Here is a 17,769-nt window from a genome sequence, read left to right as displayed (position 1 = left end):
CGGGGAGAAGCTACGCCATCACGCCCCTCTCACCGGGGACGACAGCCTCGTCGTCGCACAACGCGTTCTCAGGACGCCCCGCATGCGTCAAGACCGTCGACCGCTGCAGTACCCCTGCTGGAAGGCGGCCCAGAAGTCGTCGTCGATGCCCGTGTCGGTGAACGAGTTCCAGTTGGTGTGGGCGACGAGCTGGTGGCGCCCGTCGCGGGTGTTGAGGGCGAAGGTCAGATAGCCGGGTGCGGCGCCGCCATGGCCGTAGGCGGGGCCGCATTCGGTGGCGTAGACGTACAGGCCGAGGCCGTACGCGACGACGGGCGGGGCGCTGCCGGTCGCGGGCACGGTGTCGGTGACCATCGCCCGCAGGAGCGTCTCGGGGAGCAGACGTCCTTGCAGCAGGGCGCGGTAGAAGTGTGCGAGGTCGGAGGCGGTGGTCACGAGAGCACCCGAGGCGCCGGCCTCGGAGGGGCTGAGCGCGGTGACGTCGAAGCGTGTGGCGTCCGGCGCGTTCGGCAGCAGGGGCGAGACGTCGGCGTAGCCGTGGACGTGGGCTCCGTCGATGACGGTCCGGGCCAGCGGGTAGGAGGTGTCGCGCAGCCCGAGAGGCTCGAGGACGCGGCGTTCGAGGTTGGTGCGCAGGTCACGGTCGGTGATCCGCTCGACGATCAGGTCGAGCAGCAGGTAGTTGGTGTTGGAGTAGCGGAATCGGGTGCCGGGGGTCGGGAAGTACCGGGGTTCCCCCAGGCCGATGCCGATCAGCTGCTCGCGGGGCCAGTACTGGTCGATGCCGCGGAAGTGCGGAAGCAGTCCGTCGAGGTAGTCGGACAGGCCGCTGGTGTGGTTGAGCAGCTGACGGACCGTGATGGGGGCGCCGGAGAGCGCGTTGTCCGTGCGGACCTGGTCGGGCAGGAGGTGCTGGACGGTGTCGTCGAGCCGCAGCCGGCGCTCGGCGACGAGTTGCAGGACGACCGTCGCGGTGAAGGTCTTGGTGACGCTCCCGGAGCGGAACTTCAGCTCCGTCGCCATCGGTGCGCCGGTGGCCCTGTCGGCGAGGCCGGCCGCGCCGAAGCGGTCGGTCCGCCCGTCGCGCGCGAGCAGGAACGCGCCCGGATTGGGGTTCGGGGCGGCCACCACCTTGTCGGCCAGGGCCTGCAGCGCCGGGTCGCGATGGCCGACGACCGGCGGCCCTTCGCCGGGCCGCCCCGCGGTGGCCGTGCCGGCCGTCGGCAGGAACGCGAGGGCAAGTGCCAGCCCTAACAGGCGGGTTGAGTATCGACGGAACATCGGAGACTCCCTCCCTATAACCATATTGGCGTACGGTTATAGCACGCGGTACCGTCCTGTCGTGCCGAGAGTCGCCGATCACGAGGCCCGCCACGGGCAGATAGCCGACGCCGTCCAGCGCCTGATCGTGCGGGACGGCCTGACCGCCGTGACCGTGGCGCGGACCGCCGCCGAAGCGGGCATGTCCGTGGGCCTGGTGCAGCACTACTTCACGGCGAAGGACGAGATGCTGTTGGCCACGTTCACCCGGGTCAACGGGCGTTTCACCGCGCGGGTCGACGCGTTGGTGGACCGGGGCGAGGCGGAGGGGCGCACCATCGGCGAGATGTTGCGGCAGGCGCTGGCCGAACTGATCCCGTTCGACGACGCGCGCCGCGCGGAGTTCCTGGTCCGCCTCGCCTTCGTAGGGCAGGCCGCACACGACGCGCGCCTCGCCACCGTCCAGCGCGAGACGCTCACGGGCATCCGTTCGCGTGTCGCCCGGGCCATCGGCAACGGTGTGGCCTGCGGCGAGGTCGCCCCGGGCGTCGACGCCGACGACCAGGCCCGACGGATCGTCGCGTACGCGGAGGGGCTCGCGCTGCACACGCACGTCGACCCGGACCACACCCCGGAAGCGGCGGTCCTCGCCGCACTGGACGAGCAACTCGGCCGCGTGTTCACCGGAAGCTGCCGACGCGCCGACTCGCGCGGGAACGGTCGGGCACCGTCTGACGCAGGATGACCTCGCGCCCTGCGCACAGATCCTGCCCCGCCGCCAGGGATGCTGCCGCACGCCACCGTAGCGGCGCTGCCACCGACGAAGAGGAGCCACCGATGACGACCACCGCCCGAGCCACCGTGCAGCACGAGGACGAGCGGGTACGCGTCACCCGCTGGGACTTCGCGCCCCGGGAGAGCACCGGCCGCCACGTGCACGCGTACGACTACGTGGTCGTGCCCGTCACCGACGGTCAGATCGAAGCGATCACCCCCGACGGCACCGCCACCCCCTCCCGACTGCGCGCGGGCGAGTCCTACGCCCGCCCGGCCGGCGGCGAACACGAGGTGGTCAACACCGGCGACGCCCCGCTGGCCTTCGTCGAGATCGAGCTGAAGTAGCCGCCGCACCGGACCGATCGCCACGGCCGGCGATGTGCTCCCTCGGCTCCGACGTCGCTGCCCTCGGGCGCCCCTTCAGCGCGGATTCCACCCGCTCACCGCACGAAGAGGGGGTATACGGAGCGTCAATGCGAGCCGTGGTGCCGACGCCCGTGGCGGCCATGGGACGGGCCCTCCGCCAGCTCGACCGGGGCCTCCGGGACGGGGCCGGCCTCAGCGCTCAACCCAGCCAGAGTCACGGCGACGAGCCGCTGCAGGGCTGCCTTCGACGGCAGCCCCGCAGCCGCGCCGAGCGCGTGGAGGCAGTATGCGGCGAGCTCGTCGGGTGCGACATCGGAACGCAGGGCTCCACTCGCGGCACCCTCACCCACGAGGTCCCGAACGAGCCCTAGGAGCCGCTCATGGGCCTGAGTGATGGCCGGCCCTTTGTGGAGCAGGGCGGCCATGTCGCTTCCGTGGTGGCCGTGGCGCTCGTAGGAGATGAGCGCGTACGCCTCCAGAACGGCATGAAGCCGCCGGCCAGGGTCCGCGACGCGGTCCCGTGCCGCTTCGAGCTGTTCGAGGTGGTGAGCGACCTGGCGCTCGTGCCAGGCGACGAGGATCGACTCGACGTCCGGGAAGTACTTGTAGAGCGTCGCCCGTCCGATGCCCGTCTCCTGAGCGATGCGCGACATGGTCACCGACATCAGACCGTGCTCGGCCACCAGCGTCCCCGCCGCATCGAGCGTCGCCTCCCGCACGCTGGCGCGATGCGTCTCGATGGTCTCGTTCCACAGCTTCGGCATCCCCACAATGTACGGGACGACGACAGCGTGACACTATGACTTGACAGAGACACTCTGTATCGAAAAAGTAGGGCAGGCCCGGCACCTCGCAGCCACCCACATTCCCGCACGCACCGGAGCCCTCATGTCCGACCAGACACCTCCCTCGCACGCTCCCCGTCCCCGTTGGGTGACCGCACTCCTGATCGGCGCCGCGATCCTCTCCGTGGCCTTCCTCGCCCTCCACCTCGCGGGCGGCGGCATGCGGGGCCACGGCTGATGCCGATGCCGCCGCGCATACGCAAGCCGGCCCTCACCGCCCATGTGGCCACCTCCGTAGGATGGTTCGGCGCGGTCGTCGTCTTCCTCGCTCTCGCCGTGACGGGCCTTACCACGAAGGATGCGCTCACGGCGCGGTCGGCGTACATCACGATGGGCGTGACCGGCTGGTACGTGATCGTTCCGCTCTGCTTGGCCTCGCTGGTGACCGGCGTCGCGTCCTCGCTGGGTACCACCTGGGGCCTGCTGCGCCACTACTGGGTGACGGTCAAGCTCGCGATCACGGTCCTCGCGACCGGCGCCCTGCTCCTCCACATGCCGCCCATCAGCCACATCGCGAACGCCGCGGCGGCGCCGACCTGGTCGAGCGACACCCTGACCGGCCTGCGAGCGCAGCTCGTCGTCCAGTCCGCCGCAGCCCTCGTGGCACTCCTGCTGGCGACCGCCCTGTCGATGTACAAGCCGCAGGGCCGGACCCGCCATGGACAGCGCCGACAGCAGAGGAGCCCCGCGGTGCCCGCCCTTGCCGACCGGACCCGAAGCTTCACGGGCTCGGGGTGAGGGGCGCCCCCTCGTAGGCAAGGCCGTGGCTGCCGGGTGGTCTCACTCGAAGCCGCCGACCAGTCCGGCCCACATCGAATCGTCGGTCCGCAGGGCCATGGGGTCCAGCTCCCGCAGCCTCTCCCGTACGGTTCGGCAGAGGTTCCGGTACGGCGCGGCAACGTCTGGGACGGGCTCTCGGGAACCTGCTGCCCGCGACTGCTTCCATGCCACCATCTCGGCTGCATCGGCGGCCATCTCCTGTTCCGCCAGCACCGGGGCCAGCCACATCCAGCGCCAGGCGAAATCCACAAGCCGGCCCGCACTCGAGTTGATCGTCTCGTCCTGGATCCCCTCCGGAGCCAGATGCGCGAGTTGTGGAATCAGTTCCCGCGCCTCCGGCACGGCCAGCACGACGCCCGAGGTTTCCTGAGCGACGATGCGTGCGCTGCCGCACACGCCGATCACATAGCCCCGCGCTTCGGGGCTCCGGTATTCGGGCTGCTCGGAATGCTGAAACATCCCTCGGACAGCCGTGCACTCCTCGGCCCGGGCCGGGTCCGGAAGCCCGTAGGAGAAGAGGGCGGACGTGTCCTCCCCGGGCAGATTCCAGGTGCGGGCGGCGCTCGGCGGAAGAACCGACGGAGGCCCGTCCGTGACGAGGCCTCTCAGGTCGGCCGCGAGGATGCGCGCCACTTCGGAGCGCGCTTGCTCGAATTCCATGGCTTCACCCCCATGTGCGCGATGACGAGAATCGGCACGTCGACGCGGCCCACCGGGCCGCGTCACCCAGATCACGGCCACCGCCGCCTACAAGGCTCCTGCGTAGTAGTCGCCGATTCCCACATCGTGAACGAATGACGCCCAGAAGGCGTCCGCAGTGCTCACGCACTCCGGATCGACGGAGCGGAAGAATTCCAGGGCTCGCGACCCGGCCGCCGACTTCACCGCCGAGTCGTCCTCGGACGAATAGAACGGAAACTCATCGTCAACCCATCGCAGGCACTTCACGAAATCGGCCAGGCTCGAATTCGTGAAGGATGGTGCAGTGTCCTGGTCCAACCCGAACAGAACCTCTCCCGAATTGATGTCGACAAAAAAGTTGAAGTCTTCGTCGAACGATCCGATGCTCATCACCTCCGCCCCCGAATCCGTCGCAAAGGCACTCGATTCCTCGTGATCGGCCTCGAACAGGAGCGACCCGTCCGGCAATCCGTGATCCATCAAGAACCGCTTCGCTCGAACATCGGGCACGGCATCCGCCCGCTCCGCGCTCCATCGAATTACGTCGAACATCACATCTCTCGATCAGAATAGAAACGGGGTCGGCGGATCAGGTGATCCGCCGACCCCTGGCGACTGCTACCTAGAAGAGCTCTCCCACTGCTGCCTTCCTGGCAGCCTGGGACGCTTCAGCGAGAGGCGTCCCCGACTTGTCCCAGTCCCAACTCCATGTCGTCTCCTTGAGGTTCGGGAGCTTGTCCATGAGCTTGGAACACCGAGAGGAGCACGGCTGAAACTCCGAGTACATCTTGGAGATGTAGGTTTCATCGACTCCCGGAAGGCTTCCGTTCTTGAGCGACTCTATGATCGTCTGCTCGGCATGCTTCTTTCCGGCAGATCGAGCAACGATAACGCCTACCTCGACGCCCGTGTTCGGATCGACCAACAATGCTGACGCATAGTTGTTGTCCTTGTTCTTCTCAGCCTTACGGGCGTTCTGGACGGCCTCGCTCAACCGCGTGGAACCGTAGGGTACCTGTCCACAGTTGTGAACGAGCAGTGCCTCGCTGCCGGCGACGACGTAGTACGTGTGCTGGCCCTCGACGGTGAGGTTGTGCACGCGCTGAGTGCGATGCGACGTGTCGACTGCCGTGACCTGGGCCCACGTACCCGCCGCGGTCTGGAGCCACATGCCGGGCTTGAGCCGGCCGGCGTCGACCCACTTGCCGAAGTCGGGGAGCCAGAAGGCGTGGTTGGCCGTGGCAGTGATCTTGCCGGGCTTGGCCTTGCCCTCCCGACCGTCCGGGTCGACGGTCAGGGTGACCAGATCCTTCGGCCCCTCACCGGTGATGGTCTCGGTGACCTTGCGTGCCTGGAGTGCGCCGGTCTCCGGGTCGGAGGCCAGGACGTAGTCGCCCGCCTTCAGGTCCTCAATGTTCCTCGAGGTGCCGTCGGCCATGACGACCTTCGTGCCGGGGACGAAGCTGTTCTTCTTCGTCTTCGGGCACTGGCAGTCACACTTCTTGCCCTTGGGCTTGGCGTGCTTGGCGCCGCCCGTGGGCTTGGGCTTCGCCGCGGACTTCGACGAGGTCGCCTGCGTAGCCTTCGAGCCCTTGCCGGCCTTCGAGCCTCCCTTGACCGCGTCGACCGCCTTGGCGCCCTTCTTGGCGTACTTGGCCGCCGTGGCTGCCAAGCCCACGCCCGGGATCGCCGCCGCCATCGACAGTGCGGCGTCGGCGTAGTTGCCCTCCGCCGCGTACCAGATGCCGTTGGCGACGTCCGCGGCCTCGCCGATGACCGGGACCATGCCCGCCACGTCGAGCGCGGCGTGGCCGATGTCCGACAGGGAGATGTCCATGCCGAACAGGTGGCCGTCCAGCTCCACGAAGGAGATCGGATTGCCGCCGGCGAAGGCGTAACGGTTGCCGGTGTACGGGTCGGTCGCCAGGGACATGTCGTCCAGGGCACCGCCGTACATGTCACGGGTCAGGAAGCGGTTCAGACCCGGGCTGTAGTTGCGGAAGCCCATGTCGTACGTGCCCGAACCGTCGTCGTACCGGTGTGCGTTGTACCGGTACTCGTTGTACGACTCCTTGTCCGGGTTCGCCGCATCCGGCTTGTCCGCGCCGGTGAACTTCGACTCGTCGTCCGAGCCGTACGCCGTGTAGCCGTACGTCGCCCGGGTGTTGCCGTCCTCCTTCGTGATCGCCTCCACGTCACCCTTCGGGTGGTAGAGGTACTGCGAGTACTCGTGCGGACCGGTGTCCTTGTGCTTGATCTGCGTGAGCTTCTGGCCCCACGGGCTGTACTGGTAGGACTTGGTCGCCTTGCCGGCGACCTCCTCCCGCAGCACCTTCGACTCCATGCCCAGGTAGGTGAAGAGCGTCGTCTTCCCGCCCGTCCCGGACGTGGTCTCCTGCGCCGTGCGGTCGAACGCGTCGTACACGTACGTCGTCGACTTCGCCGACGCACCCGTACCCGCCGAGTGCTTGGCGATCCGGTCGAAACCGTCGTAGGAGTACTTCTCCTGCGTCGATCCGTTGGACGACACCGTGTCCAGACGACCCAGCGGGTCGTAGTTGTACGTGGACGCGACACCACCCGCCTCCGTCTTCAGCAGACGGTTGCGGTCGTACGTCGACGTGGACGTGACCCCGGCGGTCGTCTGCTCGACGATGTTGGAGTTGGCGTCGTAGACGTACGACTCCGTGCCCGCGCCGTGACCGGTCTTGGTGACCTTGGTGATGCGGTCCTGCGGGTCGTAGTCGAACGTGGAGACGGTGTCGAGGTAGTCCGCCGCGTTGTCGGCGTTCATCAGCTTCGCCGTGTCCTTGGAGCGGTTCCCGTTCGGGTCGTACTCCAGGTCGTGCGAGGCGACGACCGCGCCGCCGGACTTCTTCTCCACCTGCGACTTGACCGCGCCGTTGAGCCAGTAGCCGTAGTCGACGGTGTTGCCGTTCGGCTTCGTCTGCTTCAGCGGCTGGCCGCGGTCGGTGTAGGTGAAGGTGGTGATCTGCTGGTTGCCGGCCGTCGGCGTGTCCGCGTCGGTGATCTTGTTGATCATGTCGCGGACGTCGTACTCCGCCTTGGACCACGTCACGTCGTGGGTGGTCTCCAGCGGGTTGCCGTTGGCGTCGTAGGTCAGCGCGGTCGTGTTCTTGACCGTGCCGGCCAGCTTCTCCTCGACCTTCGACAGCTGGTTCAGCTCGTCGTAGGTCATCGCGTACGAGTCCGCCTTGGCGCCGGGTGCGAGGTCCTTGACCTCGGTCAGCTGTCCGTTGGCGTCGTACGTGTAGGTGAAGTCCTTCTTCTCGTTGTCGGTCTCACCGGTGTTGGAGCGGACCAGCTTGACGCCGTCGGCGACGACCGTGCCGTTGGCGTTGTCGCTGAGCGTGATCTTCTGGGTGCCGGACTCGGTGAAGGAGTACAAACCCAGCGAGATCCACGTGCCCGACCCGGTGGACTGGTCGACCGGCTTGGTGGTCTCCCCTCCGCCGTGCGTGATCTTGAACGGAGCGTTCGTGGCCGCGCCGGTCACGCTGCCGTGCCGGACGAAGACCTCGTACGTCCCGTCCTGCGGGATGTTCAGCTGCCAGGTGAGGGTGTCCGCACCCGTGCCCGCCGCGCTCGTACGGACGTCGTAGCCCCACTGCGCCACGGCCTGGGGCGCGTCCCAGCTGCCCTGCGCCGCGGTGTTGTGGACGTCCGACGAGTCGACGACCACGACCTGCTTGCCGACCGGGATACCGTCGTCGGAGCGGGCCTTCTGGTTGCCCGACGGGTAGAAGTCCCACGACATCGTCCGCTGCGACGAACCGCCGGCCGAGGTCAGCGTGTTCTTCGTCTGCTGGCCCAGGGCGTTGTAGTCGTACGCGGTGGTGATGTCGAAGGGGTCCTTGGCCGACTTGGTCCAGCCGTTGTCGTAGTAGTCGTACTTGGTCGTGTTACGGACCGACTGGCCCCGCGACGGCGGAGCCGAGACCTCGGACAGCTGGCCGACCGCGTCGTACGAGAAGATCGTCCGGTCGGGGGTCGAGTACTGGGCGTCGTCCTTGTCGAACGGAGTGAGCTGCTCCTTGACCCGGTTCAGCTCGTCGTAGATCGTCTCGGACGTGTAGTCGGTGGTGTCGGACGTCGTCTCGACACCGCGCGGACTGATCGTCTTGGTGCGGTTGCCGACCTCGTCGTACTCGAACCGCGTCGTGCGGTACGTGATGACACCCGAACCGTCCTTCGAGTACGGGACCTTGACCTCCTTGGTCAGGCCACGCCGGTCGAAGGCGGTCTCGCTGGTGTTGCCCTCGGGGTCCGTCGCCCTGTCGGTGCGGCCGTCGAGGTCGTAGCGGACGATGGTGAACTCGCCCGCCGCGTCGGTCGTCTTCACGGCCCGGCCGTCGAGGTCGTACTCGAACTTCTTGGTGAAGTCCGTCGCGTCGGCTGTGGCGTTCTTCCTCGGGTCGACGACGGTGATCAGGTTGCCGACGTTGTCGTACGTGGTGGAGACCGTGTCGCCCTTGGCGTTCCGCACCGCCACCGGCTGATAGACCGGGTCGTACGTGTACGTGGTGGTGTAGTCGCCGACCGTCGCCGTCAGGTTGCCCTTCGGCTCGGTGACGGTCTTGACGTTGCCGACCTTGTCGTACGTGGTGGTCGTCCGCCGCTCGGGGTCGGTCGCCTCGTCCTTCGGGGAGAGGGAGTCGGTGACCTGGTCCGCTGCGTCGTAGACCGAGGAGGTCTCGGCGCCGTTCGGCCCGAACGCCTTCAGAGTGTTGTTGTTGGCGTCGTACTCGGGGGCCGGGGTGGTGATGAAGACGCCGGCCGCCTGGTCCTTCGGCGACTTCTGGTCCAGCGGGCGGCCGAAGTAGTCGTAGTTCTGGGTGACCTTGGCGCCCTTGGCGTTGACGACCTCCTTGGTGTTGCCACGCTCGTCGTAGACGAAGGTCGTGCTGTTGTTCAGCGCGTCCTTGATCGTCGCCGGGTAGCCGTGCGGGCCGTAGTTCGCGTAGGTGGTGGCGTGCCCGTTGGCGTCGGTGTCCGTCAGCGGCTGGCCGTACGCGTCGTACGTGGTGGTCGACTTGTAGTCGTCCGCCGTCGCCGAGGCGACGCCCTCCGGGTCGGTGACCGACGTCTGGTTGCCGAACTGGTCGTAGCCGAACTCCCAGACGTTGCCCAGCGGGCTGGTCTTGCGCCACAGGTCGGCCGAGTAGCCGTCGAGACGCGTCTGGTACTCGAACTTCGTCGCGTTGGCCGGGTGGGACGCGGGGTTGCAGTAGTCGGTCGGGTTGAACGACGACCACGCCTTGGTGACCTCCGGGTCCCACTGGCGCAGCGGGTAGCCGGTCTTCTGGTCGTAGCAGAACGCCGCCTTGGCGCCGTTCGCCTGCTCCATGTAGACGACGTTGTTGTCCGCGTCCCAGCTCATCTTGCTGGTCTGGGACTTGGCGTCGGTGATCTGGACCGGACGGTAGAAGTCGTCGGTCACGTGTGTGGTGGCGTGGTTCTCGGCGTCCGTCACCGTGGTGTCGGTGAAACCGGTGCTCCCCGTGTTCGCCTTGTACGCGTAGCCTGTGGCGAAACGCAGACGGTCGGTGATCGTCTTGGTCCACCAGTGGTACTTCGGGTCGTCACCGGTCTGCGGGGCGTAGTAGGCCAGGTCCGTGGCGTTGCCGCGCGGGTCCGTGGCCTTGACCAGCTTGACGTTCTTGTTCCCCTGCGTGGCGTCGTAGGTGAACTTGAACACCTTGGGCTGGGACCACGTCTCACCGTCGGCGATCTGGCCGAGCAGTCCCTTGTCGGTGTAGTAGAAGGTGATCTTGCGACCGGAGATGTCCGTCATGGACTTCACGTGGTCGTAGATCTTGGAGTTGGTCAGGTTGGTGCCGCTGACCTTGACGCCCGAGTCGTTGATGTACGAGTAGCCGGCGTCACCCTTCTTGTAGTACTCGACCGTGAGCGACTGCCGGCCGGCCGGGTCCGTGATGTACGTCAGGAACTTGGTCGGCTTGTTGTTGGACTTGCGCTCCTCGTACGTGAACGTCTGTGTGTTGCCGTCGTTGTCCACGGCCGACGTCATGTAGCCGTCGCAGCCGAACAGGAACCGCGTGCCGTCGGGGCGCGTGAGCGTCCAGGCGTCGGGGACCGGGTCCTTGGTCGGCTTGCAGTCCAGGCCGGCCATCATCGTCAGCTTGTAGTGGACACCCGCCGGTGCCTTCCAGACGCTGTTGGCGGCGTCCCAGCGGAAGGTGTGGGTCGTGCCGTCGCCGTCGGGGAGACGGACCTCGGTCGGGTTCGGGTTCGGGTGGAAGTCCAGCGGCGCGCCGAGGCGCGTCGGACCGGAGACCTGTGCCGACCAGCCGTGGCCGAGGACCGTGTCCGAGGTGTCCAGGCTGTTGTAGGCGAGGCGGGCGAAGGTGTTGAGCCCGCGGCCCGGGTTGTTGATGGCGTTGTACTGCCACACGGTGTTGCCCGAGGCCAGGTTGTTCATGACCGTCGAGCCGGCGCCGGCGTTCTTGCCCGAGTAGGAGTAGAACTTCTCCAGGCCCAGCGTGTTGGAGGTCGGGTCCTCGACCGTCACGTTCTGCTTGAGTGACGGGATGCCACCGGTGCCCGCGGACAGCCAGGTGCCGTCGGCGACCTTCTTGATGTCCCAGCCGAGCACGTAGTTCAGGCGCTTGTTGCCCTCGTCCGAGTTGATCGGCGTCTTGACCTGCGCCTGGATCGTCGCCGACTTGCCCGGCAGCAGGGCCGGGATCGCGGTGGACAGCTGGTTGCCGCCCGTGGTGACGTCCGTGCCGTCGGGCAGCTTCCAGGTGTACGAAAGCACCCGCTCACCGGCCGCCCACGCCGTGGACGTGGTGTTGGTGACCGTGAACTCGACCGTGTACTGCGAATTCGGCGTCATCCGGGCCGGAGTCGTCGGGGCGTAGTACGTGTCCTCGGTCGTCGCGTCGACGTAGATGACCTGCATGTACGGACGCAGCTGCGGGTCCGAGGCCTCGGACGACAGGAACAGGGTGCGCTCCTGCGGGCCGGTGGTGGTCTCGTCCTTCAGCTTGACCAGGACGCCCTTGTTGTTGGCGGGAGTCCTGACCCAGGACTGCATGAGTCCGGTGGCGTCCCACCAGTGGCGGCCGACCTCGTCGGTGATCTGCGGAACGGTGTCGGAGACGGTGGCGGAGAAGTCACCGCCGGCGGTGGTCCACGGGGTCGTCGAGTTCGCGTTGTTCCACGTGGCCTGGGTCTCGGTGAAGTCCCGGGTCAGGGAGTGGAGTTCGTAGATCGCACCGTTGGTCGTGCTGGTGGTCTCCGCGCCCCACATGTACATCTTGTTCTCCAGCACCGTGGCGGTGGTGGGGATGTCCGTGGTGGGGAACTTCACGACGGCACGGGTCTTGCCGTACGTACCGGAGTTGTTGCCCACGCTCAGCCAGGTCTGCGCCTTGCCGGAGACCAGACCGTCGTGGTTGACGGTCGGCTGCTGCGAGGAGAGCGTGGTGTCGGTCTGGCCCGCCTGGATGATCTTCATCGTCCGGCCGGCCTTGGGGATGCCCACGATGCGGGTCGGCGACCCGAGGAGCTGGCCGTTCTTGGTCTTGACCGCGAGCTGGTAGTAGTACGACTTCCCGATCTCGCTGGAGCTTGAGTCCGGGGTCGGCACCGCCGTGGTGTCCGTGTAGGCGGTGGCCGTGGACACGATCGGGGCGATCAGCGTCGCGGCGGACGGCGTGAAGGCCTGCTGCGTGGAGCGGTGCAGCTGGTACTCCACGATGTCCAGGCCGGTGTCACCGCTGCCGTTGGCGTACGCCGGCCACGAGAGTTCCGGGCCGGTGGAGTGGACCACCGTCGGCGAGTTCAGCGACGTGCCGACGGCCCCGTAGGTCACCGTCAGGCGCGGGTACGTGGAGGTCTCGCCGCCGTAGGTGTTGCCGTCGGCCGCCTCGTAGCGCGGGCCGCCGGTCGGCGCGGTGCCCGACTCGTCCTTGGCCTTGAGCACGAAGCCGTGGTTGGTCGCCGTGCCGGAGACCCACTTCTGGACCGTGTCGGCGACGGGGAAGTCGTGCCACTTGTTGTAGTCCCAGGCGGCCTTGTTGATCTCGGCGGGGTTCACCAGCCGCACCGAGTCGGCCAGCGTGCGGGTCGTGGACGAGCCCGTGTCGCCGAGGACGACCTTCCCGGCGTTCCCCTTGGCGAAGCTCAGCTCCGCCGCGTCCAGGGTCTTCCAGACGCCGCCGCTGCCGGTCTGGTTGACCGTGTAGTTCTTGGTGCCGCCGTTGTGGGTGACCGTGTACGGGGCGGCCGTGGCCGCGTCCGCCGCGGCCGGGTAGTGCACGTCCACCCGGTACGTGTCGGTCTCGTGGACCCTCGGCTGCCAGGTGTACGACTCGCCCGTGAGCGCGTTCTTGTTGTAGGCGTAGTCGTCGTTGGTCGCCGCGCCACCGGTCGTGGTGGATCGCGGCCACTCGCCGACCGCCGCCGTACCGGCATCGCCGTCGTCCAGGGACACGGTGGTGCCGGACAGTTCGCCCACCAGCGCGCTGGTGTTGGACCAGGTCGCGGGCGTCGCGCCCGCCTCGCTCCACGCCCCGGTGGCCCGGTGAGCTTCGAGGGCGACGGCATTGCCGTTGGTGGTGTGCGACTGGTCGTAGTACAGACTCAGCCGGGCCGCGTCGACCTTCACCCCCGCCGGGATCTCGCTCATCGGGAACTTGATCAGCGAGCGGGCGATGCCGGTGTCCGTCTTGCCGACCGACAGCTTCCAGGTGTTGTTGAAGTTCACCGCCGGCTGGTCCGAGAGGACCATCGTGTCCTCGGAGACCGAGGCGATCGGCGTGATCGTGATCGTCGGGTCGATCACGACCGGGTACTGACGCTCCTTCGCCGCGAGCCACGTGGCGTCCGGCGTGACGGTCAGCTTCCAGCCCTTGCCGTCGGCGTCCCTGGTCAGCTTCTGGGTGACCTTGGTGCTGTACGTACCGCCGGTGACCGACTGCGGATCCTTCTTGGCGTCCGTCATGTACGGAGCCGGGATCACCATCACCGGAGTGCCCGGGGCCTCGCCGAAGAAGGCGATCGAGCCGTCCTTGCGGGTCTCCGGCGTCAGACCGCCCTCGGTGTCCAGGGTGAAGGTGAACGACACCGGACCGGCCGGGCGTTCGGAGAGGACGATGTCCTCCTTCACCTGGCCGTTGCCGACCCGGTACGACAGGTCCGCTCCGGGGACGGCGTCCTTGTAGACGACCCTGTCGCCCTTCGCCTCCGGCTTGAGCGCACCGGCACCGGTCAGGCCGAACGTGACGGCCCCGCCACCCTCCGCCTCGAAACGCATGAACCGGCCCGCGTCGGAGCCGAACCAGCTCTTGCCGGCGTTCGCGGTGTTGGCGAAGTCGAAGCCCTTGTCCTGGGTGGCGCGCACGGTCGTCTCGACCGGCTTCCACGACGTCCCGGACCTGTACGACGTCGGCACCGCCGTCAGTTCGGCCTCGACCCGGCCGTCCGAAAGCTGCCAGAAGCGCGCCTGCGACGTGCGCTTGGCCGTGAGCTCCTTGACCCGCTTCGCCTTCGGAAGCTTCTCGCCCTTCGGCAGCTTCTCCCGGCTGGGTATGTCCAGGTTCCCGCCGACCGGGGGCTTCGTCTCACCCTCATCGTCCGAGAACCAACCCGCGATCGTGTCGACAACACCCTTGTCGTCGTCATTCGTCGCCGGTGATTCGGGAGCCGCATAGGCGATCTGCGGCAATAGCGTGCCCGCTACCGCCGCCACGACCAGACAGGAGAGAAATCTCCCGTACGGAACTTTCACCTCAATACCTTTCGCTATCGGCGCGCCCGCAACGCACGCGAAATGGGCACGCCGAACGAGCCGGAGCAGATGTCTCCGCCCGGCTTGGAGCAATGCGAGCCGACCGCGAGAAGCAAGAAAGCACGAGCTCACGGGAGTCGCGGTGGGCTTTCTAATCAGTCTCCTGATGCTTGGTCAACCCTGGTTACATACAGGACAATTACGCGACCTCAGATGCGCTGTTCGCCCGATTCTTCCGCTCGCTCGCGCCCGGTCGGCGGCGTGGTGTATAACCGCCCAGTTCATCTGTCAGCTCACCGAAAGCCGGGCTCTTTCATGTCTTCCAATGAACTAGCGGAAAACGCCGTGCGGGAGGAGAACGAACCCGAGGGCGCCGAAGGCTCGCCGGACCGACAGGGGCTGCTGGTCGCGGGAATCGTCCTGCTCGCCTGCCTCGGGCTCGTCGGCTACGGCATGCTCGACACGGACGAGCAGCCGAAGCCGCGAGCCGTGCCGACGGCCGAGGTGACGTACGAGGTCACGGGGACGGGGACCGCCGAGATCTCCTACCTCGCCCGCAGCGAGGACGGCACGGCCAGGGTCGAGAAGGGCATCACCCTTCCCTGGAAGAAGTCCGTCCAGGTGCCCCTCGGCAAGGCCCCGACCGTCGCTGTCGTACTCGACGGAAAAGGCGGACAGGCGGCCTGCACCTTGGCGATCCGCGGGCAGCACGTCCAGCGCGCCACCGCCATCGGCGAGTTCGGGCGCGCCACATGCTCCGGCCAACTGCTTGCCGGCGACGACGAGAAGTGACGCATCTCCCCTCAGAACACCTGCTGTCCGGTTCGCCCGCTCGGGTGTGCACATGCTCCCCGAAGCCATTCGCGCTGAAGGGAAGGTCCGTGTCGCCACCGACATTTCCTCCCTCCCTTCGAGATGTACGCCGCTGAGGTCAGTACCAGTGCTCCGGTGACCGTTCGGGACGTCGCAGGGCCGGCCGGCGATCGCCGCCAGTGGGCCTCCGAGCTGTTCCACGGCCGGGCGAGAATGCACCTGCTCGACTTCAGCCTTGCCCACGTGACCTTCGCCGCGGCAACGTCGATACTGCCCGGGAGAGGGATCACGACTACCCCCTCCATCCGCCACGGCATGACCTGCGAAGACCCAGCAAATGAACCCTTCCGCCGGAATCCCGAGGAGACACTCGTGAGGATGCTGATCAACGTTCCGGAGACCGTCGTCGCCGACGCGCTGCGGGGTATGGCCGCCGCGCATCCCGAGCTGACCGTCGATGTCGAGAACCGCGTGGTGCTGCGGCGGGACGCGCCCGTCGCCGGGAAGGTGGGGCTCGTGTCCGGGGGTGGGTCCGGGCACGAGCCGTTGCACGGGGGGTTCGTGGGGCCCGGGATGTTGGCGGCCGCCTGTCCCGGGGAGGTGTTCACCTCGCCCGTGCCCGATCAGATGGTGCGGGCCGCCGCCGCGGTCGACAGTGGGGCCGGGGTGCTGTTCGTCGTCAAGAACTACACCGGTGACGTCCTCAACTTCGAGATGGCCGCCGAACTCGCCGAGGACGAGGGCATCCAGATCGCCAAAGTGCTGGTGAACGACGACGTGGCCGTGACGGACAGTCTGTACACGGCCGGGCGGCGCGGCACCGGGGCGACGCTCTTCGTGGAGAAGATCGCCGGGGCCGCTGCCGAGGAGGGGGCACCCCTGGAGCGGGTCGAGTCGATCGCCCGGCGGGTGAACGAGCGGTCGCGGAGCTTCGGTGTGGCGCTGAGCGCGTGCAGCACGCCGGCCAAGTGCAGTCCGACGTTCGAACTGCCCGAGGGAGAGCTGGAGTTGGGGATAGGCATTCACGGTGAGCCGGGGCGCGAGCGACGGGCGATGATGACCTCGCGCGAGATCGCCGACTTCGCCGTGGACGCCGTCCTGGAGGATCTGCGGCCGTCCGGTCCTGTGCTCGCCCTGGTGAACGGGATGGGGGCCACGCCGCTGCTCGAACTGTACGGGTTCAACGCCGAGGTGCAACGGGTGCTGGCCGAGCGCGGTGTGCCCGTCGCCCGCACGCTGGTCGGCAACTACGTGACCTCGCTCGACATGGCCGGTTGCTCGGTGACGCTCTGCGAGGCCGACGAGGAACTGCTGCGGCTCTGGGACGCGCCGGTGCAGACGGCCGCCCTGCGCTGGGGCCGGTGAGGGAGATGTCCGGGGTGCACGAGGAAGCGGGTCGTGACATGAGCCAGGGTGGGGACGACGAAGGCGGGGAAGGCGTGGAGCTGTTCGACGGAGCCTTCTTCCGTCGCTGGCTGGCGGCAGCCGCCGTCGCCGTGGACCGGGAGGCCGACCGGCTCACGGAGCTCGACTCGGCTATCGGCGACGCCGACCACGGCGCCAATCTGAAGCGGGGGTTCGCCGCCGTGACGGAGATCCTCGGCAAGGAGCAGCCGGAGACCCCGGGGGCCGTACTCGTCCTGGCCGGGCGACAGTTGATCTCCACCGTCGGCGGCGCGTCCGGGCCGCTCTACGGGACGCTGCTGCGCCGCACCGGCAAGGCGCTCGGCGAGGCCGGGGCGGTGACGCGGGAGGAGCTGGCGGCGGCGCTGACCGCAGGGGTTGCCGGCGTCGCTCAGCTGGGCGGGGCCCAGCCGGGCGACAAGACGATGCTGGACGCGCTGGTGCCCGCGGCCGAGGCCCTCGGCGACTCCTTCGCCGCCGCCCGGGAGGCGGCGGAGGCCGGCGCCCTGGCGACCGTACCCCTGCGGGCGCGCAAGGGCAGGGCGAGCTATCTGGGCGAGCGTTCGGTCGGGCACCAGGACCCCGGGGCCACCTCGTCGGCGCTGCTGATCGCCGCGCTCGCGGAGGTGGCCGCCGCATGACCGGTCAGGTGGGCATCGTGCTGGTCTCGCACAGCGCGGCGGTGGCCGACTCCGTCGCCGCCCTCGCCCGGGGCCTCGCGGGCGGCGGGGCGACCGCGCCGGTCGCCGCCGCCGGAGGCACCCCGGACGGAGGGCTCGGCACCAGCTCCGAGCGGATCGTCGAGGCGGCCAAGGCGGTCGACGGGGGCGCCGGGGTGGCTCTCCTCGTCGACCTCGGGAGCGCCGTACTGACAGTGAAGGCGCTCATCGCCGAGGGCGACGAGTTGCCCGAGGGCGCGCGGCTCGTGGACGCGCCCTTGGTGGAGGGCGCCGTCGCCGCGCTCGTGACGGCGAGCGCGGGCGGGGACCTGGACGCGGTGTCGGCCGCGGCGGCGGAGGCGTACACGTACCGGAAGGAGTGAGCGCGCACCAGGGGCAGGAGGGG

13 protein-coding genes are annotated in these 17,769 nt (G+C 68.2%); 8 read left to right on the top strand and 5 right to left on the bottom strand.

Annotated features, from left to right (window positions below; all coding sequences use genetic code 11):
- Nucleotides 1-87: 87 nt before the first annotated feature.
- Nucleotides 88-1,281, bottom strand: a complete 1,194-nt coding sequence (locus AB0E14_RS17190) for a serine hydrolase domain-containing protein (protein ID WP_362417860.1) — start codon at nucleotides 1,279-1,281, stop codon at nucleotides 88-90.
- A 61-nt stretch (nucleotides 1,282-1,342) separates the two neighbouring features.
- Here AB0E14_RS17190 and AB0E14_RS17185 point away from each other — a divergent pair, with 61 nt between their 5' ends.
- Together AB0E14_RS17185 and AB0E14_RS17180 are read left to right on the top strand one after the other, a co-directional pair.
- Complete coding sequence (locus AB0E14_RS17185) at nucleotides 1,343-2,005, top strand: TetR/AcrR family transcriptional regulator (protein ID WP_362417857.1); 663 nt, start codon at nucleotides 1,343-1,345, stop codon at nucleotides 2,003-2,005.
- 92 nt (nucleotides 2,006-2,097) lie between these two features.
- Nucleotides 2,098-2,382: a cupin domain-containing protein gene (locus AB0E14_RS17180; RefSeq protein ID WP_362417854.1), complete on the top strand. Its 285-nt coding sequence runs from the start codon at nucleotides 2,098-2,100 to the stop codon at nucleotides 2,380-2,382.
- Between the two features lie 125 nt (nucleotides 2,383-2,507).
- On the opposite strand, the gene AB0E14_RS17175 is transcribed toward AB0E14_RS17180, so the two are convergent.
- The gene (locus AB0E14_RS17175; protein ID WP_362417851.1) at nucleotides 2,508-3,167 is read right to left on the bottom strand and encodes a TetR/AcrR family transcriptional regulator; all 660 of its coding nucleotides are present in this window, start codon (nucleotides 3,165-3,167) and stop codon (nucleotides 2,508-2,510) included.
- Nucleotides 3,168-3,291: 124 nt separating this feature from the next.
- On the opposite strand from AB0E14_RS17175, the gene AB0E14_RS17170 reads away from it, so the two are divergent.
- Together AB0E14_RS17170 and AB0E14_RS17165 are read left to right on the top strand one after the other, a co-directional pair.
- Entirely contained in the window at nucleotides 3,292-3,426 is a 135-nt protein-coding gene (locus AB0E14_RS17170; protein WP_362417848.1) for a hypothetical protein, read from the top strand.
- A gap of 5 nt (nucleotides 3,427-3,431) precedes the next feature.
- Nucleotides 3,432-3,986 (top strand): hypothetical protein, encoded by a 555-nt coding sequence (locus tag AB0E14_RS17165; RefSeq protein ID WP_362417845.1) that lies wholly within the window; start codon nucleotides 3,432-3,434, stop codon nucleotides 3,984-3,986.
- 42 nt (nucleotides 3,987-4,028) lie between these two features.
- On the opposite strand, the gene AB0E14_RS17160 is transcribed toward AB0E14_RS17165, so the two are convergent.
- The 3 genes from AB0E14_RS17160 to AB0E14_RS17150 form a co-directional block, all read right to left on the bottom strand.
- On the bottom strand, nucleotides 4,029-4,688 hold the full coding sequence (locus AB0E14_RS17160; protein ID WP_362417842.1) for an SUKH-4 family immunity protein: 660 nt from the start codon (nucleotides 4,686-4,688) through the stop codon (nucleotides 4,029-4,031).
- Between the two features lie 87 nt (nucleotides 4,689-4,775).
- On the bottom strand, nucleotides 4,776-5,261 hold the full coding sequence (locus AB0E14_RS17155; RefSeq protein ID WP_362417947.1) for an SUKH-4 family immunity protein: 486 nt from the start codon (nucleotides 5,259-5,261) through the stop codon (nucleotides 4,776-4,778).
- A gap of 70 nt (nucleotides 5,262-5,331) precedes the next feature.
- A complete protein-coding gene (locus tag AB0E14_RS17150; RefSeq protein WP_362417839.1) occupies nucleotides 5,332-14,448 on the bottom strand; it encodes a DNRLRE domain-containing protein in 9,117 nt (3,038 codons plus the stop codon).
- A gap of 384 nt (nucleotides 14,449-14,832) precedes the next feature.
- Here AB0E14_RS17150 and AB0E14_RS17145 point away from each other — a divergent pair, with 384 nt between their 5' ends.
- The 4 genes from AB0E14_RS17145 to AB0E14_RS17130 all read left to right on the top strand — a co-directional run bounded on the left by AB0E14_RS17145 (nucleotide 14,833) and on the right by AB0E14_RS17130 (nucleotide 17,746).
- Entirely contained in the window at nucleotides 14,833-15,279 is a 447-nt protein-coding gene (locus AB0E14_RS17145; protein WP_362417836.1) for an MmpS family transport accessory protein, read from the top strand.
- Nucleotides 15,280-15,672: 393 nt separating this feature from the next.
- On the top strand, nucleotides 15,673-16,665 hold the full coding sequence (gene dhaK / locus AB0E14_RS17140) for a dihydroxyacetone kinase subunit DhaK (RefSeq protein WP_362417833.1): 993 nt from the start codon (nucleotides 15,673-15,675) through the stop codon (nucleotides 16,663-16,665).
- Nucleotides 16,666-16,745: 80 nt separating this feature from the next.
- A complete protein-coding gene (dhaL, locus tag AB0E14_RS17135; protein ID WP_362417944.1) occupies nucleotides 16,746-17,345 on the top strand; it encodes a dihydroxyacetone kinase subunit DhaL in 600 nt (199 codons plus the stop codon).
- Nucleotides 17,342-17,746, top strand: coding sequence for a PTS fructose transporter subunit IIA (locus AB0E14_RS17130; RefSeq protein ID WP_362417830.1), 405 nt, complete (start codon nucleotides 17,342-17,344; stop codon nucleotides 17,744-17,746). Before dhaL ends, AB0E14_RS17130 begins: the two co-directional genes overlap by 4 nt.
- The last annotated feature ends 23 nt before the right edge of the window (nucleotides 17,747-17,769 follow it).

Origin of the sequence: Streptomyces sp. NPDC047981, assembly GCF_040653315.1 — a bacterium.
In the GTDB taxonomy this organism is placed as follows: Bacteria; Actinomycetota; Actinomycetes; order Streptomycetales; family Streptomycetaceae; genus Streptomyces.
Note: the sequence above shows the minus strand (reverse complement) of the source record. Positions and strands in the feature narration are given on the sequence as shown.

Bases quoted from the DNA above. Each gene is read 5' to 3' on its own strand.
- AB0E14_RS17155 (WP_362417947.1), bottom strand. From the start codon at position 5,261: ATGTTCGACGTAATTCGATGGAGCGCGGAGCGGGCGGATGCCGTGCCC.
- AB0E14_RS17160 (WP_362417842.1), bottom strand. From the start codon at position 4,688: ATGGAATTCGAGCAAGCGCGCTCCGAAGTGGCGCGCATCCTCGCGGCC.
- AB0E14_RS17190 (WP_362417860.1), bottom strand. From the start codon at position 1,281: ATGTTCCGTCGATACTCAACCCGCCTGTTAGGGCTGGCACTTGCCCTC.
- AB0E14_RS17175 (WP_362417851.1), bottom strand. From the start codon at position 3,167: ATGCCGAAGCTGTGGAACGAGACCATCGAGACGCATCGCGCCAGCGTG.
- AB0E14_RS17170 (WP_362417848.1), top strand. From the start codon at position 3,292: ATGTCCGACCAGACACCTCCCTCGCACGCTCCCCGTCCCCGTTGGGTG.
- AB0E14_RS17180 (WP_362417854.1), top strand. From the start codon at position 2,098: ATGACGACCACCGCCCGAGCCACCGTGCAGCACGAGGACGAGCGGGTA.
- AB0E14_RS17165 (WP_362417845.1), top strand. From the start codon at position 3,432: ATGCCGCCGCGCATACGCAAGCCGGCCCTCACCGCCCATGTGGCCACC.
- AB0E14_RS17130 (WP_362417830.1), top strand. From the start codon at position 17,342: ATGACCGGTCAGGTGGGCATCGTGCTGGTCTCGCACAGCGCGGCGGTG.